Genomic DNA, 20,361 nt, shown 5'->3' with positions numbered 1-20,361 from the left:
GTTTGCTTTATTTCTTGAAGAGTTAATCAGAGGTGAGTAAACTCGCCTCCGTTTTATCACATAGCCAATAAGACTGCTTACAATGACTAAAAATATTCATGACCAACGTATTCTAATTCTGGACTTCGGTTCTCAATACACACAGCTAGTAGCTCGTCGTATTCGTGAGATCGGTGTTTACTGTGAACTTTGGAGCTGGGACGTAGAAGAAGCGGATATTCGTGAATTCAATCCAGACGGCATCATCCTATCTGGTGGCCCTGAAAGTGTAACGGAGGAGAACTCTCCACGTGCACCTCAGTACGTATTTGATTCAGGTGTTCCTGTCTTCGGTATCTGCTACGGCATGCAAACTATGGCTGAGCAACTTGGCGGTAAAGTAGCAACGTCTACTGAGCGTGAGTTCGGCTACGCAGCTGTACAAGTGACTGGCGAATCTGCACTTTTTGCAGACCTTGAGTCTACTCAAGATGTTTGGATGAGCCACGGTGACAAAGTGGTTGAGATCCCAGCTGATTTCACAAAGATCGCTGAAACAGACACTTGCCCATACGCTGCAATGGCAAACGAAGAGAAGAAGTACTACGGCGTACAATTCCACCCAGAAGTAACACACACTAAGAACGGCCTAAAAATGCTTGAGAACTTCGTTCTTAACGCATGTGGTTGTGAAGGTCTGTGGACTTCAGCTTCAATCATTGAAGATGCAGTTGCACGTATTAAAGAGCAAGTAGGTGACGATGAAGTTATCCTTGGTCTTTCTGGTGGTGTTGATTCATCTGTAGTTGCGATGCTTGCTCACCGCGCTATTGGCGACAAACTAACATGTGTATTTGTAGATAACGGCCTTCTTCGTTTAAACGAAGGTGAGCAGGTTATGGAGATGTTCGGCAACAAATTTGGCCTAAACATCATCAAAGTAGATGCTGAGCAACGTTTCCTTGACGCACTTGAAGGCGAAGCTGAACCAGAAGCTAAGCGTAAGATCATCGGTCACGTATTCGTAGATATCTTCGATGAAGAGTCTAAGAAACTGAAGAATGCTAAATGGCTTGCTCAGGGTACTATCTACCCAGATGTAATCGAGTCTGCAGCATCTAAGACAGGTAAAGCACACGTAATCAAATCTCACCACAACGTTGGTGGTCTTCCTGATGATATGGAAATGGGCCTTGTTGAGCCTCTACGTGAGTTATTCAAAGATGAAGTACGTAAGATCGGTCTAGAGCTTGGTCTTCCATACAACATGCTTTACCGCCACCCGTTCCCGGGTCCAGGTCTAGGTGTTCGTGTACTTGGCGAAGTGAAGAAAGAGTACTGTGATCTACTGCGTCGCGCAGATGCTATCTTCATTGAAGAGCTTCACGCTGCTGACCTTTACCACAAAGTATCTCAAGCATTCACGGTATTCCTACCAGTACGTTCAGTTGGCGTAATGGGCGATGGCCGTAAGTACGATTGGGTTGTATCTCTACGTGCAGTAGAAACTATCGACTTCATGACTGCTCACTGGGCACACCTACCATACGACTTCCTAGGTAAGGTTTCTAACCGTATTATCAACGAAGTTAACGGCATTTCACGTGTTGTTTACGATATTTCTGGTAAGCCACCAGCAACTATCGAGTGGGAATAATCTCGTAGAGATTTAACCAGCTTTGATTAAGATCTTAAGCCTCGAACTCAGTTCGGGGCTTTTTTCTTTGTCGATTCATTATATTGATTCATTGCATTAAAGGCTTATGAGCAATACCTCGAAATCAAATGAACAATACCTAGAAACCAAATGAGTTGGAAACTAGATATCAGCTCAAGAAACCATGAGACGCTTTGTTGTGTTGAGCCATATATCAAAAAGATCACTCGCACTTTTTATAAATTCACACAGCTACAGCTAGGCCATTTAACATGTGAAGCATACTCTTTGATGGACTTATTAAGGACAGATAAGAGAATCCATCATGTTAAAAATCAAATATTTGGCGACAGTACTGGGCTGCACATTAGCAGCGCAAAGTCATGCGTCTTTGAACATTCAACCTGATCCGCAAAACCCGGATGGCTACCTTGTTGAAAAGTCGGCATTACAAGCTGCTGAACAAGCGAAAACATCCGATCCTATGTATGCGATCTGGTCACAAGCATTACAAACTCGTCCCAATAGTATTGTTGAAGCGATTGAGCCGGGTTTAGCCTCGAATCCTGAAAACGTGAAACGAGTCGAGCGTGTATTCCCTCAATCTGAATGGGACTTCCTCACTCAAATGGCTGCGCCAGAATACACCTACACTCGTTTCTTACGTGCGATTGGTAAATTCCCAGCCTTCTGTGGAGAGTACACCGATGGCCGTGACTCCGACGCCATCTGTAAAAAATCCATCATCACCGCTTTTGCTCACTTCTCACAAGAGACGGGCGGTCACATCGCGATAGACAACACCTCTGATAACCCATTAGCTCTAGAAGAGTGGCAGCAAGCGCTGGTGCATGTTCGTGAAATGGGTTGGTCTGAAGGTCAAGAAGGTTACACCACCGGTTGTGGTCAGAACGATTGGCAGAATGCACGTTGGCCATGTGCCGCGGGGCAGGGTTACTTCGGACGTGGTGCTAAACAGCTTTCTTACCATTTTAATTACGGCGCGTTCTCGGAAGTGATGTTCGATGGCGATGCGACGGTTCTATTGAATAACCCAGGTTTGGTTGCTGATTCATGGTTGAACTTGGCTTCTGCTATCTGGTTCTTCCTTACCCCTCAAGCACCTAAACCAGCCATGCTGCATGTTATTGACCGTACTTGGACGCCCTCTCAACGCGAATTGGATGCGGGTATTGGTTATGGCTTTGGTACCACGATCAACGTGATCAATGGTGGTATTGAATGTGGCGAGCAGAACAAAGACAAAGGCCAACCCGTTAACCGTATTCGTTACTGGGAAGGGTTAGCAGCGCACTATGAAATTCCAGTAGAAGCCGATGAAGCCAATACATGTTGGCAGCAAACGCCTTACGGAAGCTTGAATCTCAACGGAGCAACGGATGTGTTGTACACCAACTGGGATGGTAACTGGAAATACTACGCTGACCGCCCAGAAGGTTACTCATTTGAGTGTGAGCTTGTTGGTTTCCAAACGGCTTATTCAGCGCTGGTGGCTGGAGATTACGAGAAGTGTGTGACTAACTTTTATGGTTCTCATGCGAGCTGGCCTGAAGTGAAAGTGGTCGATAAGCTTGATCCGGTAGACCCTGGTACTGATCCCGGTGGTAACGGTTGGAGTGCGACCAAGGTATACAACGCTGGAGACCAAGTTACTCACAATGGTGCAACCTACGAAGCGAAATGGTGGACACAAGGGGATGACCCTGCCAATGGCGGCCCTTGGAAATTGGTTGCTGGAGAGCCAACTCCACCCGTGACAGATCCATCGCCAGTTGACCCTGCACCTGTCGATCCTGATCCGGTAGACCCAACGCCAGTGGAACCACCTGTTACCGAGCCGCCTGTCGTCATTGACCCATCGGTGTTTATCACATGGCAAGCGGGCGTTAGCCAAGTGAGTAACGGTGATAAAGTGACGCATAACGGCAAGTGTTTCGTGGCTAAAAACGGCCCGGGTGTATGGGAAAGCCCTGTTCAGTCGAATTGGTTCTGGGATGAAATTAGCTGCAATTGATCGTTTAAATACTGAAAAGCGGTCTAACCGACGAGTTCAGTAATACGACCAGAATGATATAAATAATCAAAAGCCGAAAGTTTCTACTTTCGGCTTTTTTTCGTTTCGAACTTGGCTATCTAAGGAGGGCTATTAGTCTATTTGGCTATGTTGAAGCGCATTTAAAGACTAATTATCCAGTTAGAGGATAAAGTTCTGTACAAATGGTGATCGTGAATTTATATTCAACTTTAATTTATATTTATTCTTTTTATTTTAGGGTTAAGGTGTACCTATGGAACAGACAGATATCACGTCACTCATCCCCATTGTGATTACTTTGGTGTTGTCGTTGGCGACAAGGAATGTGGTGATTGGCCTTTTTGCTGGCGTGCTGAGTGGTGTTGCGATGCTGACTGGCATGTTTAGCGAACTTAACCCGCTTGATACGTTTGGTACCATGGTGAAAGGTTACTTAGTCCCTCAACTTACCGACAGCTATAACGCAGGTGTGATCATGCTGTTGGTGTTCATCGGTGGCTTTGTTGCTTTGATGGAGAAGTCGGGTGGTGGTGTTGCGTTTGCAAAACGTGTTACTCAATGGGTAAGCAACAAATGCCAAGCTCAAATCTCAGCATGGTTGGGTGGAATCGTGATATTTTTCTCAGACTTAGGCACTCCGTTAATTGTTGGCCCTGTTTTTCGTCCTCTTTTCGATAAACTGAAACTCTCAAGACAGAAGCTAGCATTCATCATTGATTCAACCTCGTCGCCTGTCGCTATTCTTATCCCTTTCATTGGGTGGGGAGTTTACATCATGAGCCTGATCCAAAAAGAGTTTACGGCGTTGAATGTCAACATGTCTGACTGGGATGCGTTCATTGGTGCAATTCCTTTTCAGTTCTACGCATTCCTCGCGATTTTCATCGTTCCGTTAGTGTCCGTTAAAGGTTTAGACTTTGGACCAATGGCAAAAGCCGAGCGTGATTGCCAAGCGGGAATTAACTCTGGCGTGAATAACGAATCACTAAATCCGTTCTCGCATAAAAATGCAAAGGCATCTTTTGTCTGGGCACCGCTTCTAGTGATGTTGGTGGTGTTGTGTGCCATGTTGGTTCCACAAGGCTTCCCATTCCAAAAGGTCGCAGGTTCATCATTCAGAGCGGCATTATCATCGGCTTATTTCTTTGCCGCGATTACCTTGATCTCGCTAATGGCTTACTACGGTGTAAGAAAGCTGTCTGATGGTGTTTCAGTGTATTTAAAAGGCATGGGAAACATGATGCCAGTCGCGATCATCTTAGTATTGGCTTGGGCGTTAAGCACCGTTGGTAAAGAGTTGGGTGCAGCAGCTTATATTGCCGAGCAAGCACAGAGCGGCTTTCCATATTGGTTAGTACCTGCGGTCGCTTTCTTGCTGTCTGCCATTATTTCATTCGCAACGGGCTCATCGTGGGGAACCTTCGCGATAATGATGCCATTGGTTATTCCAACTGCGATTGCGATAGATGCTCCGCTTCTCGTCGCAATTGGCGCCGTGTTATCTGGTGGCTTGTTTGGTGATCACTGCTCACCGATTTCTGAAACCACGATTCTTTCTTCAACAGGGGCTGGGTGTGATCAGTTTGAACACTTTAAGACACAGCTTCCTTATGCATTGATGAACGGCTCTATCGCTTTGGTTAGTTTTGTAGTGGCAGGCTTTACAGGAAGTGCATTGGTTGTATTGGGTGCTCTTGTTGCTCAGTTGATTATCGTGACGTTGTTAGTCAAGCGCGACGCGAGTAAAAACGCTTCTTCAGAAGTTCAATCTCAAGTGTCTAAATCTAAACCACAACAAGCGTAATTTGAGATTACAAATGAGAGACTAGATACGGGATGCGAGTAAACGAGTAACGAAAAGCTCGCCCTCTGTTACCTACGTTTGCTATTAAGGGGGCGCTTACTCAAATCTAAAGACTCTTTTCGTATCCCGTATCCCGAATCTCGTTTACTTGTACCCAAACAAACCTCGTCATTCCCTACAGTGAGGGAAGAACGTGATAGGGAATCTCTGGCGTTTACGGTTGGTATTTATGTCTAAGGGCAGATTCCAGATATCTCGTCCCTAGATTCTGGAATGACGATTCAATGAGTTGATATGGATACGAGTAAACGAGTAACGAAGAGCTCGTCCTCTGTTGCCCACGTTTGCTATTAAGGGGGCGCTTACTCAAATCCAAAGACTCTTTTCGCATCCCGAATCTCGTTACCCGTACCTTTTTCATATGCATATCACTTACTTCAATCTAAACATGTTCTTCGTATCCCGTATCCCGTATCCCGTATCTCGTTTACTCGCATCTAAGCAAACCACCGTCATTCCCTACAGTGAGGAACGAACGTGATAGGGAATCTTTAGCGTTTATCGTCGGCGCATATGTCTAAGGGCGAGATTCCAGATATCTCGTCCCTCGATTCTGGAATGACGATCTAATGAGTAGATATGCGATAGGGAATTCGTTTACTTATAGTTTCTGTGAATTGATTTGTGTCGTTATGAAACTAATTTTCCATAAGATCATTTACACAATCTTAGTTTTCGATAACTGGATTACCTAGTTGTACGGTTTATAGATTAAAATTTTCTGATAACTTTTATCGTTTTTTTTTAATCAACCACTTTAATAAGGTAAATTCGCAATGTCGACCAAACTAGCTAACCCAGCGCCACTAGGCTTAATGGGTTTCGGTATGACCACTATTCTTCTTAATATCCACAACGCAGGTTTCTTTCCAATTGATTCAATGATTCTTGCTATGGGTATTTTTTACGGTGGTTTGAGCCAAGTTATCGTGGGCACAATGTGTTTCAAACGTGGTGACACGTTCGGTACAACTGCGTTTACTTCTTACGGCCTATTTTGGTTGTCTTTGGTTGGTTTAATCGTAATGCCTTACATGGGCCTACCTGCAAGCCCTGCAGCATTCATGGGTTGGTACCTACTACTATGGGGCATCTTCACAGGCTTCATGTTCATCGGTTCTCTATGCTACCCAGTGGCGAAACAAGTAGTATTCGGTTCATTAACTATCTTGTTCTTCCTACTTGCAGCTCGTGATTTCACTGGCAGCGAACTAATCGGCACTATCGCTGGTTTTGAAGGTATCTTCTGTGGTGCTTCAGCTATTTACTTTGCAATGGCACAAGTAATCAACAACGAATACGGCCGCACAGTACTGCCTATCGGTGAGAAGAAAGCACCTCAAATGGCAACACAAGAAATCGCTGCTTAATACTCTAACTCGGGAACAGTTAGTTTGTTATAAGCCGTTTATTGGTTATGAATAAAACAAAAGGGGTTAGCCGAAATGGCTAACCCCTTTTTTATGCGTTATTAATAGCGCTATTTGTTAAAGCGATCTATTTGCTAAGGAAAGCTTAAGCTGAAGGTTGCTCTACAGGTTTAGTGTCTGCAGATTCTGCTTCAGGAGACTTGCCTGTTTTACGCTTGTACTTCTCTTCCCAGTAAGTTGCACCTTTAATGCCTAGTTTTACAGGGTTGAACGTGTACTCAGTTACGCCTTGTTTCTGCTGTTCTTCGTAGTCAGCTAGAGCTTTAAGCGCAGGCTTAGACATGAAGAAGATGATCAGAATACCAACGATGTTTAACCATGCCATCAAGCCAACACCAACATCACCCATTGCCCATGCAAGGTTCGCTGTTTTAACTGTGCCATAGAAAACTGCAGTGATAAGAACAAGCTTAAGTACGAACATCATGCCAGGGATCTTGATGGTACGACGTAGGTAAGCAATATTCGTTTCTGCGATGTAGTAGTAAGCAAGAATCGTTGTAAATGCGAAGAAGAACAGAGCAAATGCGATGAATGGCTTACCAATGCCTGGTAGTGCACTTTCAATAGCAAGCTGTGTAAATACAGGACCATTCGCACCGATGTTTGCTGCTAGGTTCTGAACAAGGAATACACCTTCAGCGCCGCCGTGAACGTTGTAAGCACCAGTGATGATGATCATGAACGCTGTAGCAGAACATACTAGAAGAGTATCGATGTAGATAGAGAACGCTTGCACCAAACCTTGCTGAGCTGGGTGATCAACACTTGCAGCTGCTGCCGCGTGAGGACCAGTACCTTGACCCGCTTCGTTTGAGTAAACACCACGCTTAACACCCCAACCAATTGCAGCACCGAAGCCTGCCATAGGTGTGAATGCATCACCAACAATCATTGCGAAAACAGTTGGCACTTGGCTGATGTTTAGCAGAATGATAACGAACGCGATGATGATGTAAGCCAATGCCATGAAAGGAACAACGATTTGTGTGAAGTTCGCAATACGTTTAACACCACCAAAGATGATGAAAGCAAGGATGATAGCAACAACAGTACCGGTGAAAATTTTAGCGAAACTGAATGTACCGACAGCTGTTTCAATCATGTCACCTGAGCCAAATGCAGCTTCTACAGCATTACCAATACTGTTTGACTGAACACCTGGAAGCAAAATACCACATGCAAAAATAGTCGCGATAGCAAAGATCCATGCGTACCACTTCTGACCCATTGCTTTTTCAATGTAGTAAGCCGGACCACCACGGAACTGGCCTTCGTCTTCTTCTTTGTAGATTTGCGCTAGCGTAGATTCTGCGTAAGCAGTTGCGGCGCCAAAGAAGGCTACAACCCACATCCAGAATACGGCACCTGGGCCACCGAAACCGATAGCGGCAGCAACACCAGCAATGTTACCTGTACCTACACGGCCAGATAGCGAAACGGCTAGAGCTTGGAAAGACGAGATGCCTTTTGATGAGCTTTTACCCGATAGTAGCAAGCGCCACATTTCAAAGAAGTGACGGATTTGAACAAATCGAGTCATGATGGAGTAGAACAAACCTGCACCTAAACATAGGTAGATAAGTACTGGGCTCCAGATTATTCCATTCAAAAAATCAACGAATGACTGCATGAGTATTTTCCCTGTTAGTTTTGCTTATGATTGTTTTTCGAACAACACAATACTTCACTTGTAACCCGAGTGTTAAATTATTTAACTGCGCATTAGGATTACTGTGACATAAAGCAAGTTATAGAGGGTGTTTGTTAATGCTTAGTGCTAATTCGATAATCGTTCTATTTAACCTGATATGCAACTAGTTGTGATTTATTGTGTTTTGAAAAATGAATAAATAGTGATTAATACAGAAAGGGGATCTTGAGGTGCGCATAAGAAATGAAATCGCGAAAAACAGCGGTTAAAGCCGCTTAGCATAAACGGCTGATATAGGAATGGTGGGATAAGTAGGTTGGAATATATCACCTGCATCGGGTGAGCTAGCAGGTCTAAGAGACTGTGGATTTTGAAGGTTTGATAATTGAGGCTTTAATATCTACCTAGTAAAAGTTGTTAATTTGATGCCTGTTTCAAACAACCACGAACCCTCGCGCCTGTAATTCTTGAGCGAACTCAGACTGAGTATTTGGCTCGCCGTGAATCAAATGCACCTCTTTCGGTGGAGTCGCGATGCCCTCTATAAATCGGTAGAGATCTTCTTTATCAGCATGGGCAGAATAGCCAGACATGCCATGAATTTGAGCATTAACCTCAACGTCTTTGTTATCAATAGAAACCTGCATTTCGCCTTGTTGCAGCTCTCGTCCGAGTGTCCCGTGCGCTTGATAGCCCGCTAAAATCACATCGGTTCGTTTATCGGGAAGCAAGGCGGATAAGTAGTTCATGATCCTGCCACCCTGACACATTCCAGAAGCTGCGACCACAATCGCGGGTTCGCCTGTCGACTTGAGGCGATTAACGATCTTCTTGTGCATTCTATGTCCATCAACCGTAATGCACTGCTCAAAAGCGAGTGGGTGGCGTTTCAGTTCAAGACGTTGCTTTGCTTCTTGTCCCCACAACTCTTTAAAGCGTCGGTATGAACGCGTCACTTTTTGAGCCATCGGAGAATCGAGAATAATAGGAATATCGCTGCTGAGTTGATGCTCAAAGATCAGGTGTTCGATATCAAACAACAATTCCTGAGTTCTGCCGATACTAAAAGCCGGGATTAGAATAACGCCACCATCAAGTAGTGAACGATCAATAATGGCCTTGAGACGCTCAGATCGCGTAGCAATATCATCATGTGTACTGGTGCCATAAGTGGATTCGATAAACAGATAATCGGCTTGCTGTGGTGACTTGGGATCCGGCAGCAGTGGTGTGTTACTTGGGCCCAAGTCGCCAGAAAACACAACGACTTCTTGGCTGGGTAACTTAATCTCGATATAAGCGGAACCTAAGATGTGCCCAGCTGGTTGAAAGCGAGCATACAGAGTATTTGGCCTATGATGAACCTTTCCGTTATTTTGCTGTTTAGACGTGATTGGAAACCATTCCCCGTAAGGCTTGGGAGCAATTAACGAATGAATCTTTTTGAGTATCAGCTTCGACTGTTTATTACTGAGTCCTTGCAGTTTTAATCCATCTTCAATCATTAAAGGGGCAAGTTCAGCGGTGGCTTGCGTGCAATAAATAGGTTGGTTAAACCCACTGGCGAGTAACCAAGGTAATCGGCCAATATGATCAATGTGAGTATGGGTCAGCAGCAGAGCATTAAGGTGGGAGGTTTCAAATTCAATATCAAGAGGGCGTGTATCCGCACCTTGGGACTCTTTACCTTGAAACAAGCCACAATCGATGAGCACCGCTTGGCCTGAATCTCTTAGCTCGTGACAAGATCCTGTGACAGTATGTTTGCCACCATGGTGAATCACTTCCATCGTTTACTCCCATTGCTCTATAAAGCCGATAACGCCTGTTTTTATTTTGCGGATAAGCGCCAGCAAGTAAAACAAGAACAATGAGAGTTGCGATCGTTGAGTGTCTTTTTAAGTAACTGAGCGATGACTCAGTGGTTTCGTTGCGAGTTAGTTCGTAGAAGAACGATCTGAATCCAACTCTGGGTTTTGCTGCGCCTCTATACGAGCCACTTCGGCATCAAGCTCTGCTATTTTCTCTGCCATGAGTGCGTGACAGCGATTGGCCAGCTCTCTTGCGTCGCTAAGCTTGTATCCGGATACATCGATAGGTTCCAGCATCTCGGTGATCACAATGCCATTATTGGCACGACTAAAGTCGATCTTATTGTGTGTGGTGCTGGTACACATCGGGGTGATAGGCACGCCAGCTTCAATCGCCATTCGGAAAGCGCCCGTTTTGAATGGCAGTAATCCACGTCCTTTACTACGGGTTCCTTCCGGGTAAACCCAAACAGACAGATCTCTCTGATGAATCGCTTCCGCCACTTGCTTGATGGTATCGCGTGCTTTGGACTTGTCTTCGCGGTTAATCATGATGTTACCGGTGATCCAATACAGCAGGCCAAAGAAAGGCACGTACAACAAATCGCGTTTGCCCAATGAAACGGTGCGCGGTCTTAGCATTCCTGGGTCAGTTACAAAGTCTAAGATACTTTGGTGGTTAGAGATGTAGACGCTGTTTTCTGGTGTAGGCGCATTATCTAGGCCGCGCTGCACCAGTTTTACACCGATGATCTTTTGGAGTTGGTTGAACCAACGACAGAAAACGTACACATGCTTGGGGTTCTTGGGGCTAAACAAGCAGTAAACAAAAGCACATAGAGTGGTGAAAATAATAAACACCGTAGCCAAAATAATACGAAGAACAGCAAGCACAACTCACTCCTTACTCACCGCAGATGGCAGTGATTAAATAGTTTTAGATGCTTGAAGTTTTCACTCTATTTAACCGAATTGCAACAATTAACTGTGATAGGGGGCAATTTTTAGATCTTTATATAAAACAAGGACTAACAATGGGTGTTTGACACAGTTATCGAGCTTACACGTGTTCACCAGTAATGGCTCATTATCACCAATACTGTTTATTTGGATCCGATTTTTCTACCCATTCCGGGTCTTGACGCGATTCCAAGTAGAGTTGTAGGCCGTTATAAGACATGAAAGCTGCAGGGCCGCCGAGGTGCTCGAAATAGTCAAAATACTCATCTTCGAGAGCACAAAGGTGGGCTAAATTTTTAACCTTGTTAGCCAGTGCCCACTGAATGGCAAATACAGGCGCTATTGAGCCTGAAATATTCACCTCTTCGACGTTTGGGTTAAACATTGAATTAGCTTGCTCAAGCAGTATCTCTTCTTGTTCAGACTCCTGTTGCAGCACCTCTTCGACGATCTCCGAGCGCTTAGTATTCGAGACATTCTTGTTCAGCTTGGCGATTCGCAGTGCGTAGCTAAATCGGTCTGATGAAACGATGTCGACAAGTTGCGAGAGTAGTTCTTTGTCTACGCCTGCTGCCTTGGTGAAATAGTCGATACACGAATTGATTGAGGCATAACGAGTACCGTCGAATTCAAAGCCACTGGTTTCGTCGTATACCTCAAGTGGGATGTCATCAACCAACAAAGGCCAGCCTTTATAATCGACGCGTTGCTTGGCGATTTGATACATCTTCCAAGCGCTGCGCCCAAACCCACCGAGCGTCGAACCCGAGAAATCAGAATCAATAAGCTCTTGCTCTGTCCAGTTCTCACCGATGCCAAGGTGCTTAGCGTACTTGTCTATCAGAGAGTGTTTTATCTGATCGCGTACAGACCAAATTGAGGTCAGATTCTTTGAATAGTTAATTCTCGCACACTCATTACAAGCCGGCAGTGCTATCGGTGAATGGCCAATCTTGGCAACAGCTTGTGCTGTCTTAGGAAATTCAACAAGGTTACTGGAAGGTTCACCACAAAACCAACAGGTGTGGCGCAGGTTGAATGGGGTATCTATGTGTGAGTATGTGTTCATTAGTCTTTATCAGCTAGGTGCTTGAGGCGAGTTAATCATCTTCAAACAATTATCTCTGTTCGCACGTCAGCTTGCACCTTGTTTTTATTTTGCTGACGAAACTGATTCGTGATGTGACTCGCCTGATGAACTCATTAGGAGGATATTGATATAAAACAGTCACTAACGATAAATGTTGATTGGTGTGGCTGAACTTAAATGAGCTGCTAGCAATCGCCTAAGTTCCCCATTACTATTGAGATAGACTCCTTACTCCAATAGCGCATATGTCTTCATCGATTCCTTTTTACGATAAAAATGCTCACACACTTTGCCAGCAGTACAACTCAGTGACGTTCGAGACGGTGCATAAAAGCTGGCAAGCTTATTGGCCTTTAGAGGGCGATAAAGTATTAGATGTCGGTGCTGGGAGCGGTCGTGATGCGCTATGGATGCACAAAGCCGGAGCTGATGTTATTGCGATAGAACCAAGTGCTTCATTACGCGAACAAGGCTCGAAATATACAGGCCCAAGTGTTACCTGGATTGATGATTCACTTCCCTCGCTTAGCCGCACTGAAAACCTCGGAATGCGTTTTGACTTGATATTGGTGAGTGCTGTTTGGATGCACTTAGCCCCGTCTCATCGAGAACGAGCATTTAGAAAGTTGTCTAACTTGCTAGCTCCAAATGGCAAGCTGGTGATCACTCTGCGTCATGGGGAGTTTCAAGACAGTCGACAAGGCTATGAAGTCTCGATTGAAGAGCTCGAGCGTTTATCAAAAAACAGCGCCTTGTTGGTTCGTCATGTCGATGATAGCCAAGACACATTGAACCGCAGTGAAGTGTGGTGGCAAACCGTGGTGATGACATTGCCAGACGATGGCTCCGGTGATTTGAACAAGGTGCGCCATATTATTGTGAATGACAACAAGTCGGCCACATATAAATTGGCCTTGTTAAGAACCTTGCTGCGAATCGCGGATGCGCATTCGGGCGCTGTGCTTGATCGAACTGATGGAAAAATTTCTCTACCAGTGGGCTTGGTTGCTCTGTATTGGGTTAGGCAGTTTAAGCGTCTGATTGATATCGACATAGAAGGCGTTGGGATTCAGCAAAATAGCAACACAACGAAGGGACTTGGGTTTGTAAAAGAGGACGGGTGGAATAAACTCACACACCTAAGTGCTGATGACCTAGCGATAGGCGCTATGTTTCTCGGCGATGAAGCTAAGGCTCTACAAAAGCTATTTTCACAGACGATCAGCACCATTAAATCAGGGCCTATGACTTTTATTTATCAAGGCTCGAAAGACAACCGACTGTTCGATATACACCCACCTCAAAAACGACGGAAGAGCCGAGAATCGCTGGTCATTGATAGTGAGTTCTTAGAGAGCTTTGGCTATTTTACCCTCGATGCAAGCTTGTGGGAGTGCTTTAGAATCTACCACTCTTGGATTGAACCGCTGGTGGTGAATCAATGGGTCATGGAGATGCAGCGTTTCGAGTTGAACCGACAGCGAAGTATCTCACTACAGACTTACCACGACTGCTTGGTATGGATCGATCAAAACCACGATACTCGCGATGTGCGTAAACGTGTTGAGCAACTTAGAGCTGATCGTGCCGACATTGTCAGCGTCTGGAGTGGAAAAACATTAAAACATGAGTATCACGTTGATCACTGTTTGCCTTTCGCTTACTGGCCAAACAACGATAAGTGGAATCTCTTTCCTACTACAAGCAAAGAGAACTTAAGTAAAAGTGACAAAGTCCCTACCGCTGAAAAACTTCGCACGTCTAAGTCTCGTATTCTCGAATGGTGGCAGCTAGCATGGAGTGATTCGGCTCATTTTGAACAGCAGTTCTTTTCTGAAGCAGCGCTTTCTTTACCCAATATTCCACCACAATGTCGAGACTTCGAAGAGGTGTTCGATGCAATGGGCTTGCAGGTACGGGGTGTGAAAAGCAGACTGTTGATTAGTGAGTGGTACTGATCATTAAGTGGGTTAGTTATCTCAAATAACCTTCAACAAACTAATCATCGAGAACATAATGAAATACATCGGAATTGATGGCTGTAAGGCGGGGTGGATCGCTTGGATTGTCTCTAGCAATGAGCTACCTACGTTCAAAGTGGTAAACACGCTCGATGAACTGGCGAGTGATCTTGTCGGCTCTACCGTGCTTATCGATATGCCGATTGGTTTTAGTGACGCACAGACTCCAGATAGATTATGCGATAAAGCAGCAAGACGTTTCCTCACCAGCAAGCGTGGATCTTCCGTGTTTCCAGTGCCGTGCCGAGAGGCGGTTTATCAAACCGATTACATTGCGGCGTGTAGTGCTAATGTTGAGCAGCTTGATAAGAAGTTTTCTAAACAGACTTGGGGCATAGTTCCCAAGATCCGCGAGCTTGATGAGCTCATTGAATCTCGCTCAAGCCTTTCTATAAGGGAATCACATCCTGAGGTGGTGTTTGCAGCTTTGAAAGGCGAACCGCTGACGTTTTCAAAACGAACGCAAGAGGGCAAAGAGGAACGGCTTACTATTATTCACAACTTGCTCCCAAATGGTGTAAAGGCTTGTCGTTGGCCATTTCAAATACTAAGCGTAAAGATGTCGCGATAGACGATATCTATGATGCTTTTGTACTTATGTTGGTTGCCTATAACGCTCCGCAATTATCGACCTTACCAGAGCCTTCTGATGTTGGTGGAGAAGCGGATGTCGACCAGAATGGACGAGTTCGAGAGATTGTCTATTGGGACAAAACGCGCTAACAAAGCGTGCGCTCAACTTGGCTTAATATGTTACTTTCTAACTTATGTTATTTTCCAACTCTGCTACTTTTCACTCTTACTATTTTTGAGTCTTTGATATGAAACGTTTTATTGTCGGCTGTCTGGCCACTGTGCTCAGTATTGCTAGTTATGCCCAAGTCGCCCCTATATCTCAATGGCAATGCGACATGATGAAAAAGAACAATGTCTTGAGTAGTGGTGCACCTGTTGGTTGTGAGCGACTATCTAAAGTGGATTTCGATTTCATTAATTTCAAAGGGGAAACGCAACAGGGCAATATTATCGTGCTTGATGTTATTGCGCCTGCTGTTGAACAAATCTTTTCAGAGCTTAAACAGCGCAATTTCCCTCTTCATTCTGCTCGCCTTATGCGTGAATTCAGAGGTGACGATAACGCCTCAATGGACGCGAACAACAGCAGCGCGTTTAATGCTCGTCCTATTACCGGCGGAGGTGGTTGGTCGAAACATGCTTATGGCGTGGCGATAGACATCAACCCAGTTCAAAACCCTTTCTTAGAGTTCGATAGCAACGGAAAAATCACGGTAAAACCTTCACAATCTGCGACAAGTTATGTGAACCGTACTCGCTTTCGTGCGCGTGATGAAATAGAACGCCGCGGCATGGCAGAAGATGTGGTCGAGCTGTTTGCCCATCACGGATTTATGATTTGGGGAGGGGACTGGAACTCCCCAATTGATACTCAGCATTTTGAGGTCGGCTCAAGAAAGTTTGTTAACCAACTGCTCTCTAAACCACAACCTGAAGCCAAGGTGTTATTTGAGCGCTACGTCGAATCTTATCGACAGTGCTATCTCAAAAATAAAGGTGAGGACGCAGAAAAAGCTCGAGCTATCTGCGCAAAGAAAACAGTCGGGACTTTTTAGTGCTATGTTTATCTAGAACCGTTTGTGTTTTAGCAAGTTAAACTCGCTTCAGGTGTGTTTTGAATCGCTAAGGTCAGCGCTCGTCGTTGGCCTTTTTTGTATTCATTTCTTCAATAGAACACCGAGCATTGAAAAGGTTATTGGGTATCCATTAGTCAATAATCGATAAGCGAATGCAGCGCAAAGTCATCGGTTTGTCATTTAAAAACTCATAGCGTTAACGTTATGTGAGAACCATTGCTGGTGGGGGAACTCTTCGCTGAAACGCCAGTATTATTAGTGAACTGATCACAACGGACCAACTAATGAAAAAGATACCTTTGGCTCTAACTCTTTTAAGCACTCTACTTTTTTCACAATACACTTTGGCTACTGACACTTCACCTACCACTCAAAATCCCACTTACGAACTCGATGGTAAGTCGGTATTAGGTCGCACTGAGAACGTGTACCTATCAAGCGTTAAAGGGCTAAAAGACGTTCCTTTCATTGGTAAAATTGATACCGGTGCGGAAACCACTTCTATGCATGCTGAAGACATTCATGTGAAGAGCTCTAATCCCGACTACCAAAACCTCAAAGACAAAGAGTTGATGGCGGCGTTAACCGAAGACCTGTTGAACAATTCCGATGTTGATTACGATGATTGGGATGGCAGCACCTTTGCGAAATATGAAGCTGTGGTCTCTTTTAAGGTTCAAAATCCACGCACGGGAGACATGGTATTAATCGAAGCGCCTTTAGAGCGTGTCAGCATGATACGCAGCCGCACTAGCAGCACGCCTTTACTTCGTCCTACCGTAAAAATGTCGCTTACCATTGCAGACCAAGAGCTAAAAACAGACGTTAACCTGACCGATAGAAGTCACTTCTCTGCGCCAGTATTGATCGGCAAAACCTTCCTTGCGGACAACGCGCTGGTGTTTGCGGGCTACGACTACTTACAAGAGCAAGAGAACGCAACGGTGGTTGGCCGTAAAGAAGTGGTTTCTATCTCGGGAATGGCGATGAATGCGACCTTCTCTTTAAAGAACCGCTACAGCATTTTGCATGCAAAAGACATCGACATAGACAAAAAGAACAAAGAAGTGACGTTTGATATGTTCGACAACGACGGCAAGCCAAAAGAGATGACGTTGCCGTTGGTTCGTATGTTAAGCGTGAGCGGTAAGAAGAGACCTTTGGTGTATGTGCCTGTTCAACTCGATGAAAACACCACAAAAGACGTTCTGGTGTACCTACGTGAGCGCTCGAGTAGTGAGTCGCAGTTGAGATTTGGAACCAACACCGCCAGCGAACTCTTCATGATTGACACCAGTGCTGAGAATATTTTATCAGAAGGTTCAGAGAACTTTAGTGATGTGGCTGAGTCTGGTGAGCCTATGATTATCTCGCCGGAAGAGGACATCACACTAGATGACTTCCCTCTTAAGGCGGTGGCTTCTTTCACTGTCAATACGCCTTTGCTGAAGGTCGACAGTTTTGAAATGACAGGTAAAGGCAAAGATGCTTCCGTCGAATTTTATCTTACGGATGTAAATGGTGAGAAGCAGAAGGTGACCAAGCCAATTATTAAGAAGCTTAAAGTCGGGGATGATACTCGTCCGGTTGTAAGTGGTGAATTTGCGGTATCTGGAAATGTGCGTACGCAAGAGTTTGCCATCGATGTGCTTAATACAAATGAGAAAGAAGCGTACTTTATTTTAGGTAAGAAGATGGCAAAAGAAGGCGTTTACGTTAATACGCGTTCTGATTACCTTCTGAAAGCCGAACCACTGTTTAAAGTAGGGCACATTGAAGTAGTAGAAGTGAACGGCATGAAGTTCCCGGCTAAGCTCGACACTGGCGCGGATGTGAGCTCAATGAACGCAGTCAACATCAAACGATTTAAGAAAGATGGCCAAGACATGGTGAGCTTTACCTATCAAAACAACCAAGGCGATAAGCAAGATTTCACCAAGCCAGTGATTGATGTAATGCGCATCAAAGCCAAGAAAGGCGAGAAGGTGAACATTCGCCCTGTAGTAGAAATGAAGGTTAAGCTCGGGGACCTAGAGAAAGAGGTGAGGGTAAACCTTCAAGACCGCTCTCGCTTTGAATACAGCATGATCCTAGGTAAGAACTTCTTGAAGCACGGCGCAGTAGTCAGCAGCGATGAAGATTACCTGCTGGGTGATATGGAGTAACACCTAAACTTATCTAAGTTCGTATCAGAATAGTTCTAAACAGCCACACATTTCAGTATTGGGATGTGTGGCTTTTTATTGAGTGCTCTATTAAGCACATCAAGCTCTATCTTCTCTATGGGGAAAGGATCTAGTTCTTGCTCAAATTTAACTTGTTAAGCATAGAAATAGAGTTATCAAAGATAGCTTCGGTTATGTGTTTTGGGAAACCTTCAGGCAAGCGTGCGGAGAGGCGCTCAATTGCTTTGGGTAATTCAGTTTGCATGTCATCCAATATGCTTTGCATGCTATCAGAATTAAAGCCAACTGAATGGGCTGTATCAAGAAAGTGGCGAGAGTAGATCTTGCTTATTTGGTACTTCTTACCACGACTTGCTTTTAATCCCATTGCTAACTTTAATTTTCTGATGTTTAGCCCTTTTTTTCCTGTGATAGGGTAAGCCGACAAAATGTCATAAAATGGTGTTAAGCGATAACTACCTTGCTTTTCAATAAATATTGAATAGTTCTTTGCATGCCCATCAATAGCGCCTATAGCCCATTGGAAAACTTGAAACTTCATGAAGTTATATCTGTCTTCCAGTGCATTTGATGAGCCTTCAAGTAGCTTCATAATATCGGCGATTCCGGGGCCTCCATCACTTTCGTATTTTATTGATGAAGGGATTCCTTTGGCTTGACAGATATCTTCCTGAGGAAGGCGCAGTAGGTGTGTACGATCCTTAATCCAACGTCTATCAAAACGTTCAACAGCAATGGCTTTATAATTATGGGTTGTGATGATCTCGACTGTCGGAACATCAAATCCCAACTCTCTAGCTAACTCAATACAGATGAACTCATTCTCGACACTTTCAGTCAGATCTAGAATAGAGGTGGGCTGCTTAATCTCACCAATAGGTAGCTTAATGATATGGCTTGTAGGTGTATTCCCTTTAGGCAAGCACCAATCTCCATTCAACCTTAGTAATGCTGTTTTTTCTTGAGCGCCAGCAACCGATATTCGGAAATCATCTTCTTCCTTAATCATACCTAATGGAATATCGGAATGATGGGCTGCTAAGATTTTTTCAAGCCGAGATTCATCAAGAAGTTCGTATGACAGTTTGTTCTCGATATAGGGTTGACTTGGAGGGAGCAGAGCAATGGCACCAACGCTGTCTTTGCCAATTTCTTTCAGAAGATCAAAAGGTTGATTTGAAGCCGTTTGATAGCGTGCCACAATCCTATTACGTATAGCAATATTGTCTGGTAGCAGGTTGTCAAAGTAGTTGATAACGGCATCAGAAGTTATCGTAGGTATTTGTAGTTTAAGGGATAAAGATAATGGGCGAGATTTGTCGCTACTTAGCCAAGACTCGTTATATTTAAATTCATGAGAGCCATTGTTTTGCTTTGTTAGAGTACCGACCAACTCACCATTCATATAGGCATTAAGTTGTTGCATTACCAATCTTCCTCATCAACAGTGCTTTGACTATTTTTTGCATCTTTGGGTTCGATTTTAAGGGTGAGATCTAATGCTTGGATAAGCTTGAACATTGTTGAAATAGTGGCCTTTTCTGGTCTATTTTCAAAGTTCGAAATGGTTGCTTGTTTTATCCCTACTTTTTTTGCCAGCTCAGACTGAGTCCATCTATTCTTTTGGCGTATTAGCAGTAAAGTATTAGCTAATTGTTGTGGGCTATAAATCACAAGTTATCACTCCTTACTATGAGGTTTCATCCCCATGAGAGGATATTGGTCATGCTATCCCAACAAAGGGATATATGTGATTTTATACCTTACAGGGGATATTGCAAGTTATATACCTTGTAGAGGATAAAGTAGGATTATTAAAGCCTTTAGCTTAAAGAGGTATTGCAAGAAGGTGGATACCAGCCTTTGTTAGACTTGTCGCTAAGTTCTTCTGTCGACTAGCGATTATCCGTGCGGGTAAGGTGAGATGATGGTTACACGTAAGTAGAGGCTTTGTTTCCTAAATCAGGGAACTAATGCTTAAAGCTACGATCAGATCATCTA

13 protein-coding genes and 1 pseudogene are annotated in these 20,361 nt (G+C 44.4%); 8 read left to right on the top strand and 6 right to left on the bottom strand.

The features are described from left to right. Positions 1-82: 82 nt before the first annotated feature. The 4 genes from guaA (at position 83) to AB6E85_RS20925 (ending at position 6,926) form a co-directional block, all read left to right on the top strand. Entirely contained in the window at positions 83-1,636 is a 1,554-nt protein-coding gene (gene guaA / locus AB6E85_RS20940) for a glutamine-hydrolyzing GMP synthase (RefSeq protein WP_048608103.1), read from the top strand. A 325-nt stretch (positions 1,637-1,961) separates the two neighbouring features. Beyond that, positions 1,962-3,671, top strand: a complete 1,710-nt coding sequence (locus tag AB6E85_RS20935) for a chitinase (RefSeq protein WP_372144076.1) — start codon at positions 1,962-1,964, stop codon at positions 3,669-3,671. Between the two features lie 274 nt (positions 3,672-3,945). Then, positions 3,946-5,496, top strand: a complete 1,551-nt coding sequence (locus AB6E85_RS20930) for a Na+/H+ antiporter NhaC family protein (RefSeq protein WP_372144074.1) — start codon at positions 3,946-3,948, stop codon at positions 5,494-5,496. Between the two features lie 836 nt (positions 5,497-6,332). Then, positions 6,333-6,926 (top strand): acetate uptake transporter, encoded by a 594-nt coding sequence (locus AB6E85_RS20925; protein ID WP_010440610.1) that lies wholly within the window; start codon positions 6,333-6,335, stop codon positions 6,924-6,926. A gap of 145 nt (positions 6,927-7,071) precedes the next feature. Here AB6E85_RS20925 and AB6E85_RS20920 read toward each other — a convergent pair whose 3' ends face one another. From AB6E85_RS20920 to AB6E85_RS20905, 4 genes are all read right to left on the bottom strand, one after another. Then, complete coding sequence (locus tag AB6E85_RS20920) at positions 7,072-8,619, bottom strand: sodium:alanine symporter family protein (RefSeq protein ID WP_248641121.1); 1,548 nt, start codon at positions 8,617-8,619, stop codon at positions 7,072-7,074. Positions 8,620-9,074: 455 nt separating this feature from the next. Beyond that, positions 9,075-10,430: an MBL fold metallo-hydrolase gene (locus tag AB6E85_RS20915; RefSeq protein WP_372144072.1), complete on the bottom strand. Its 1,356-nt coding sequence runs from the start codon at positions 10,428-10,430 to the stop codon at positions 9,075-9,077. Between the two features lie 147 nt (positions 10,431-10,577). Next, positions 10,578-11,345 carry a 1-acylglycerol-3-phosphate O-acyltransferase gene (locus AB6E85_RS20910; RefSeq protein WP_372144070.1) on the bottom strand — a complete coding sequence of 256 codons (768 nt, stop codon included), beginning with the start codon at positions 11,343-11,345 and terminating at the stop codon, positions 10,578-10,580. A 196-nt stretch (positions 11,346-11,541) separates the two neighbouring features. Then, entirely contained in the window at positions 11,542-12,480 is a 939-nt protein-coding gene (locus AB6E85_RS20905) for a hypothetical protein (RefSeq protein WP_372144068.1), read from the bottom strand. Positions 12,481-12,746: 266 nt separating this feature from the next. On the opposite strand from AB6E85_RS20905, the gene AB6E85_RS20900 reads away from it, so the two are divergent. The 4 genes and pseudogenes from AB6E85_RS20900 (at position 12,747) to AB6E85_RS20885 (ending at position 18,339) form a co-directional block, all read left to right on the top strand. Further along, positions 12,747-14,459: a class I SAM-dependent methyltransferase gene (locus AB6E85_RS20900; RefSeq protein WP_372144066.1), complete on the top strand. Its 1,713-nt coding sequence runs from the start codon at positions 12,747-12,749 to the stop codon at positions 14,457-14,459. A 58-nt stretch (positions 14,460-14,517) separates the two neighbouring features. After that, positions 14,518-15,245 (top strand): annotated as a pseudogene (locus AB6E85_RS20895) (DUF429 domain-containing protein). Between the two features lie 98 nt (positions 15,246-15,343). Next, positions 15,344-16,153, top strand: coding sequence for a M15 family metallopeptidase (locus AB6E85_RS20890; RefSeq protein WP_372144064.1), 810 nt, complete (start codon positions 15,344-15,346; stop codon positions 16,151-16,153). 305 nt (positions 16,154-16,458) lie between these two features. After that, positions 16,459-18,339, top strand: a complete 1,881-nt coding sequence (locus AB6E85_RS20885; RefSeq protein WP_372144062.1) for an ATP-dependent zinc protease — start codon at positions 16,459-16,461, stop codon at positions 18,337-18,339. Between the two features lie 130 nt (positions 18,340-18,469). Here the strand turns inward: AB6E85_RS20885 and AB6E85_RS20880 are convergent, their stop codons facing one another. Continuing rightward, the gene (locus tag AB6E85_RS20880) at positions 18,470-19,786 is read right to left on the bottom strand and encodes a type II toxin-antitoxin system HipA family toxin (protein ID WP_372144060.1); all 1,317 of its coding nucleotides are present in this window, start codon (positions 19,784-19,786) and stop codon (positions 18,470-18,472) included. Continuing rightward, positions 19,786-20,034 (bottom strand): type II toxin-antitoxin system antitoxin HipB, encoded by a 249-nt coding sequence (gene hipB / locus AB6E85_RS20875; RefSeq protein WP_017110259.1) that lies wholly within the window; start codon positions 20,032-20,034, stop codon positions 19,786-19,788. Before hipB ends, AB6E85_RS20880 begins: the two co-directional genes overlap by 1 nt. Positions 20,035-20,361: the final 327 nt, after the last annotated feature.

The sequence above is a fragment of the Vibrio sp. 10N.247.311.51 genome (assembly GCF_041467855.1).
Classification (GTDB): domain Bacteria; phylum Pseudomonadota; class Gammaproteobacteria; order Enterobacterales; family Vibrionaceae; genus Vibrio; species Vibrio coralliirubri.
The sequence above is the reverse complement of the archived record's forward strand: the minus strand, read 5'-3'. Positions and strand labels throughout refer to the sequence as shown.

What these genes read in the sequence shown, in the direction of transcription:
- guaA (WP_048608103.1), top strand. Translation starts at nt 83, where the DNA reads ATGACTAAAAATATTCATGACCAACGTATTCTAATTCTGGACTTCGGT.
- AB6E85_RS20935 (WP_372144076.1), top strand. Translation starts at nt 1,962, where the DNA reads ATGTTAAAAATCAAATATTTGGCGACAGTACTGGGCTGCACATTAGCA.
- AB6E85_RS20930 (WP_372144074.1), top strand. Translation starts at nt 3,946, where the DNA reads ATGGAACAGACAGATATCACGTCACTCATCCCCATTGTGATTACTTTG.
- AB6E85_RS20925 (WP_010440610.1), top strand. Translation starts at nt 6,333, where the DNA reads ATGTCGACCAAACTAGCTAACCCAGCGCCACTAGGCTTAATGGGTTTC.
- AB6E85_RS20920 (WP_248641121.1), bottom strand. Translation starts at nt 8,619, where the DNA reads ATGCAGTCATTCGTTGATTTTTTGAATGGAATAATCTGGAGCCCAGTA.
- AB6E85_RS20915 (WP_372144072.1), bottom strand. Translation starts at nt 10,430, where the DNA reads ATGGAAGTGATTCACCATGGTGGCAAACATACTGTCACAGGATCTTGT.
- AB6E85_RS20905 (WP_372144068.1), bottom strand. Translation starts at nt 12,480, where the DNA reads ATGAACACATACTCACACATAGATACCCCATTCAACCTGCGCCACACC.
- AB6E85_RS20900 (WP_372144066.1), top strand. Translation starts at nt 12,747, where the DNA reads ATGTCTTCATCGATTCCTTTTTACGATAAAAATGCTCACACACTTTGC.
- AB6E85_RS20890 (WP_372144064.1), top strand. Translation starts at nt 15,344, where the DNA reads ATGAAACGTTTTATTGTCGGCTGTCTGGCCACTGTGCTCAGTATTGCT.
- AB6E85_RS20885 (WP_372144062.1), top strand. Translation starts at nt 16,459, where the DNA reads ATGAAAAAGATACCTTTGGCTCTAACTCTTTTAAGCACTCTACTTTTT.
- AB6E85_RS20880 (WP_372144060.1), bottom strand. Translation starts at nt 19,786, where the DNA reads ATGCAACAACTTAATGCCTATATGAATGGTGAGTTGGTCGGTACTCTA.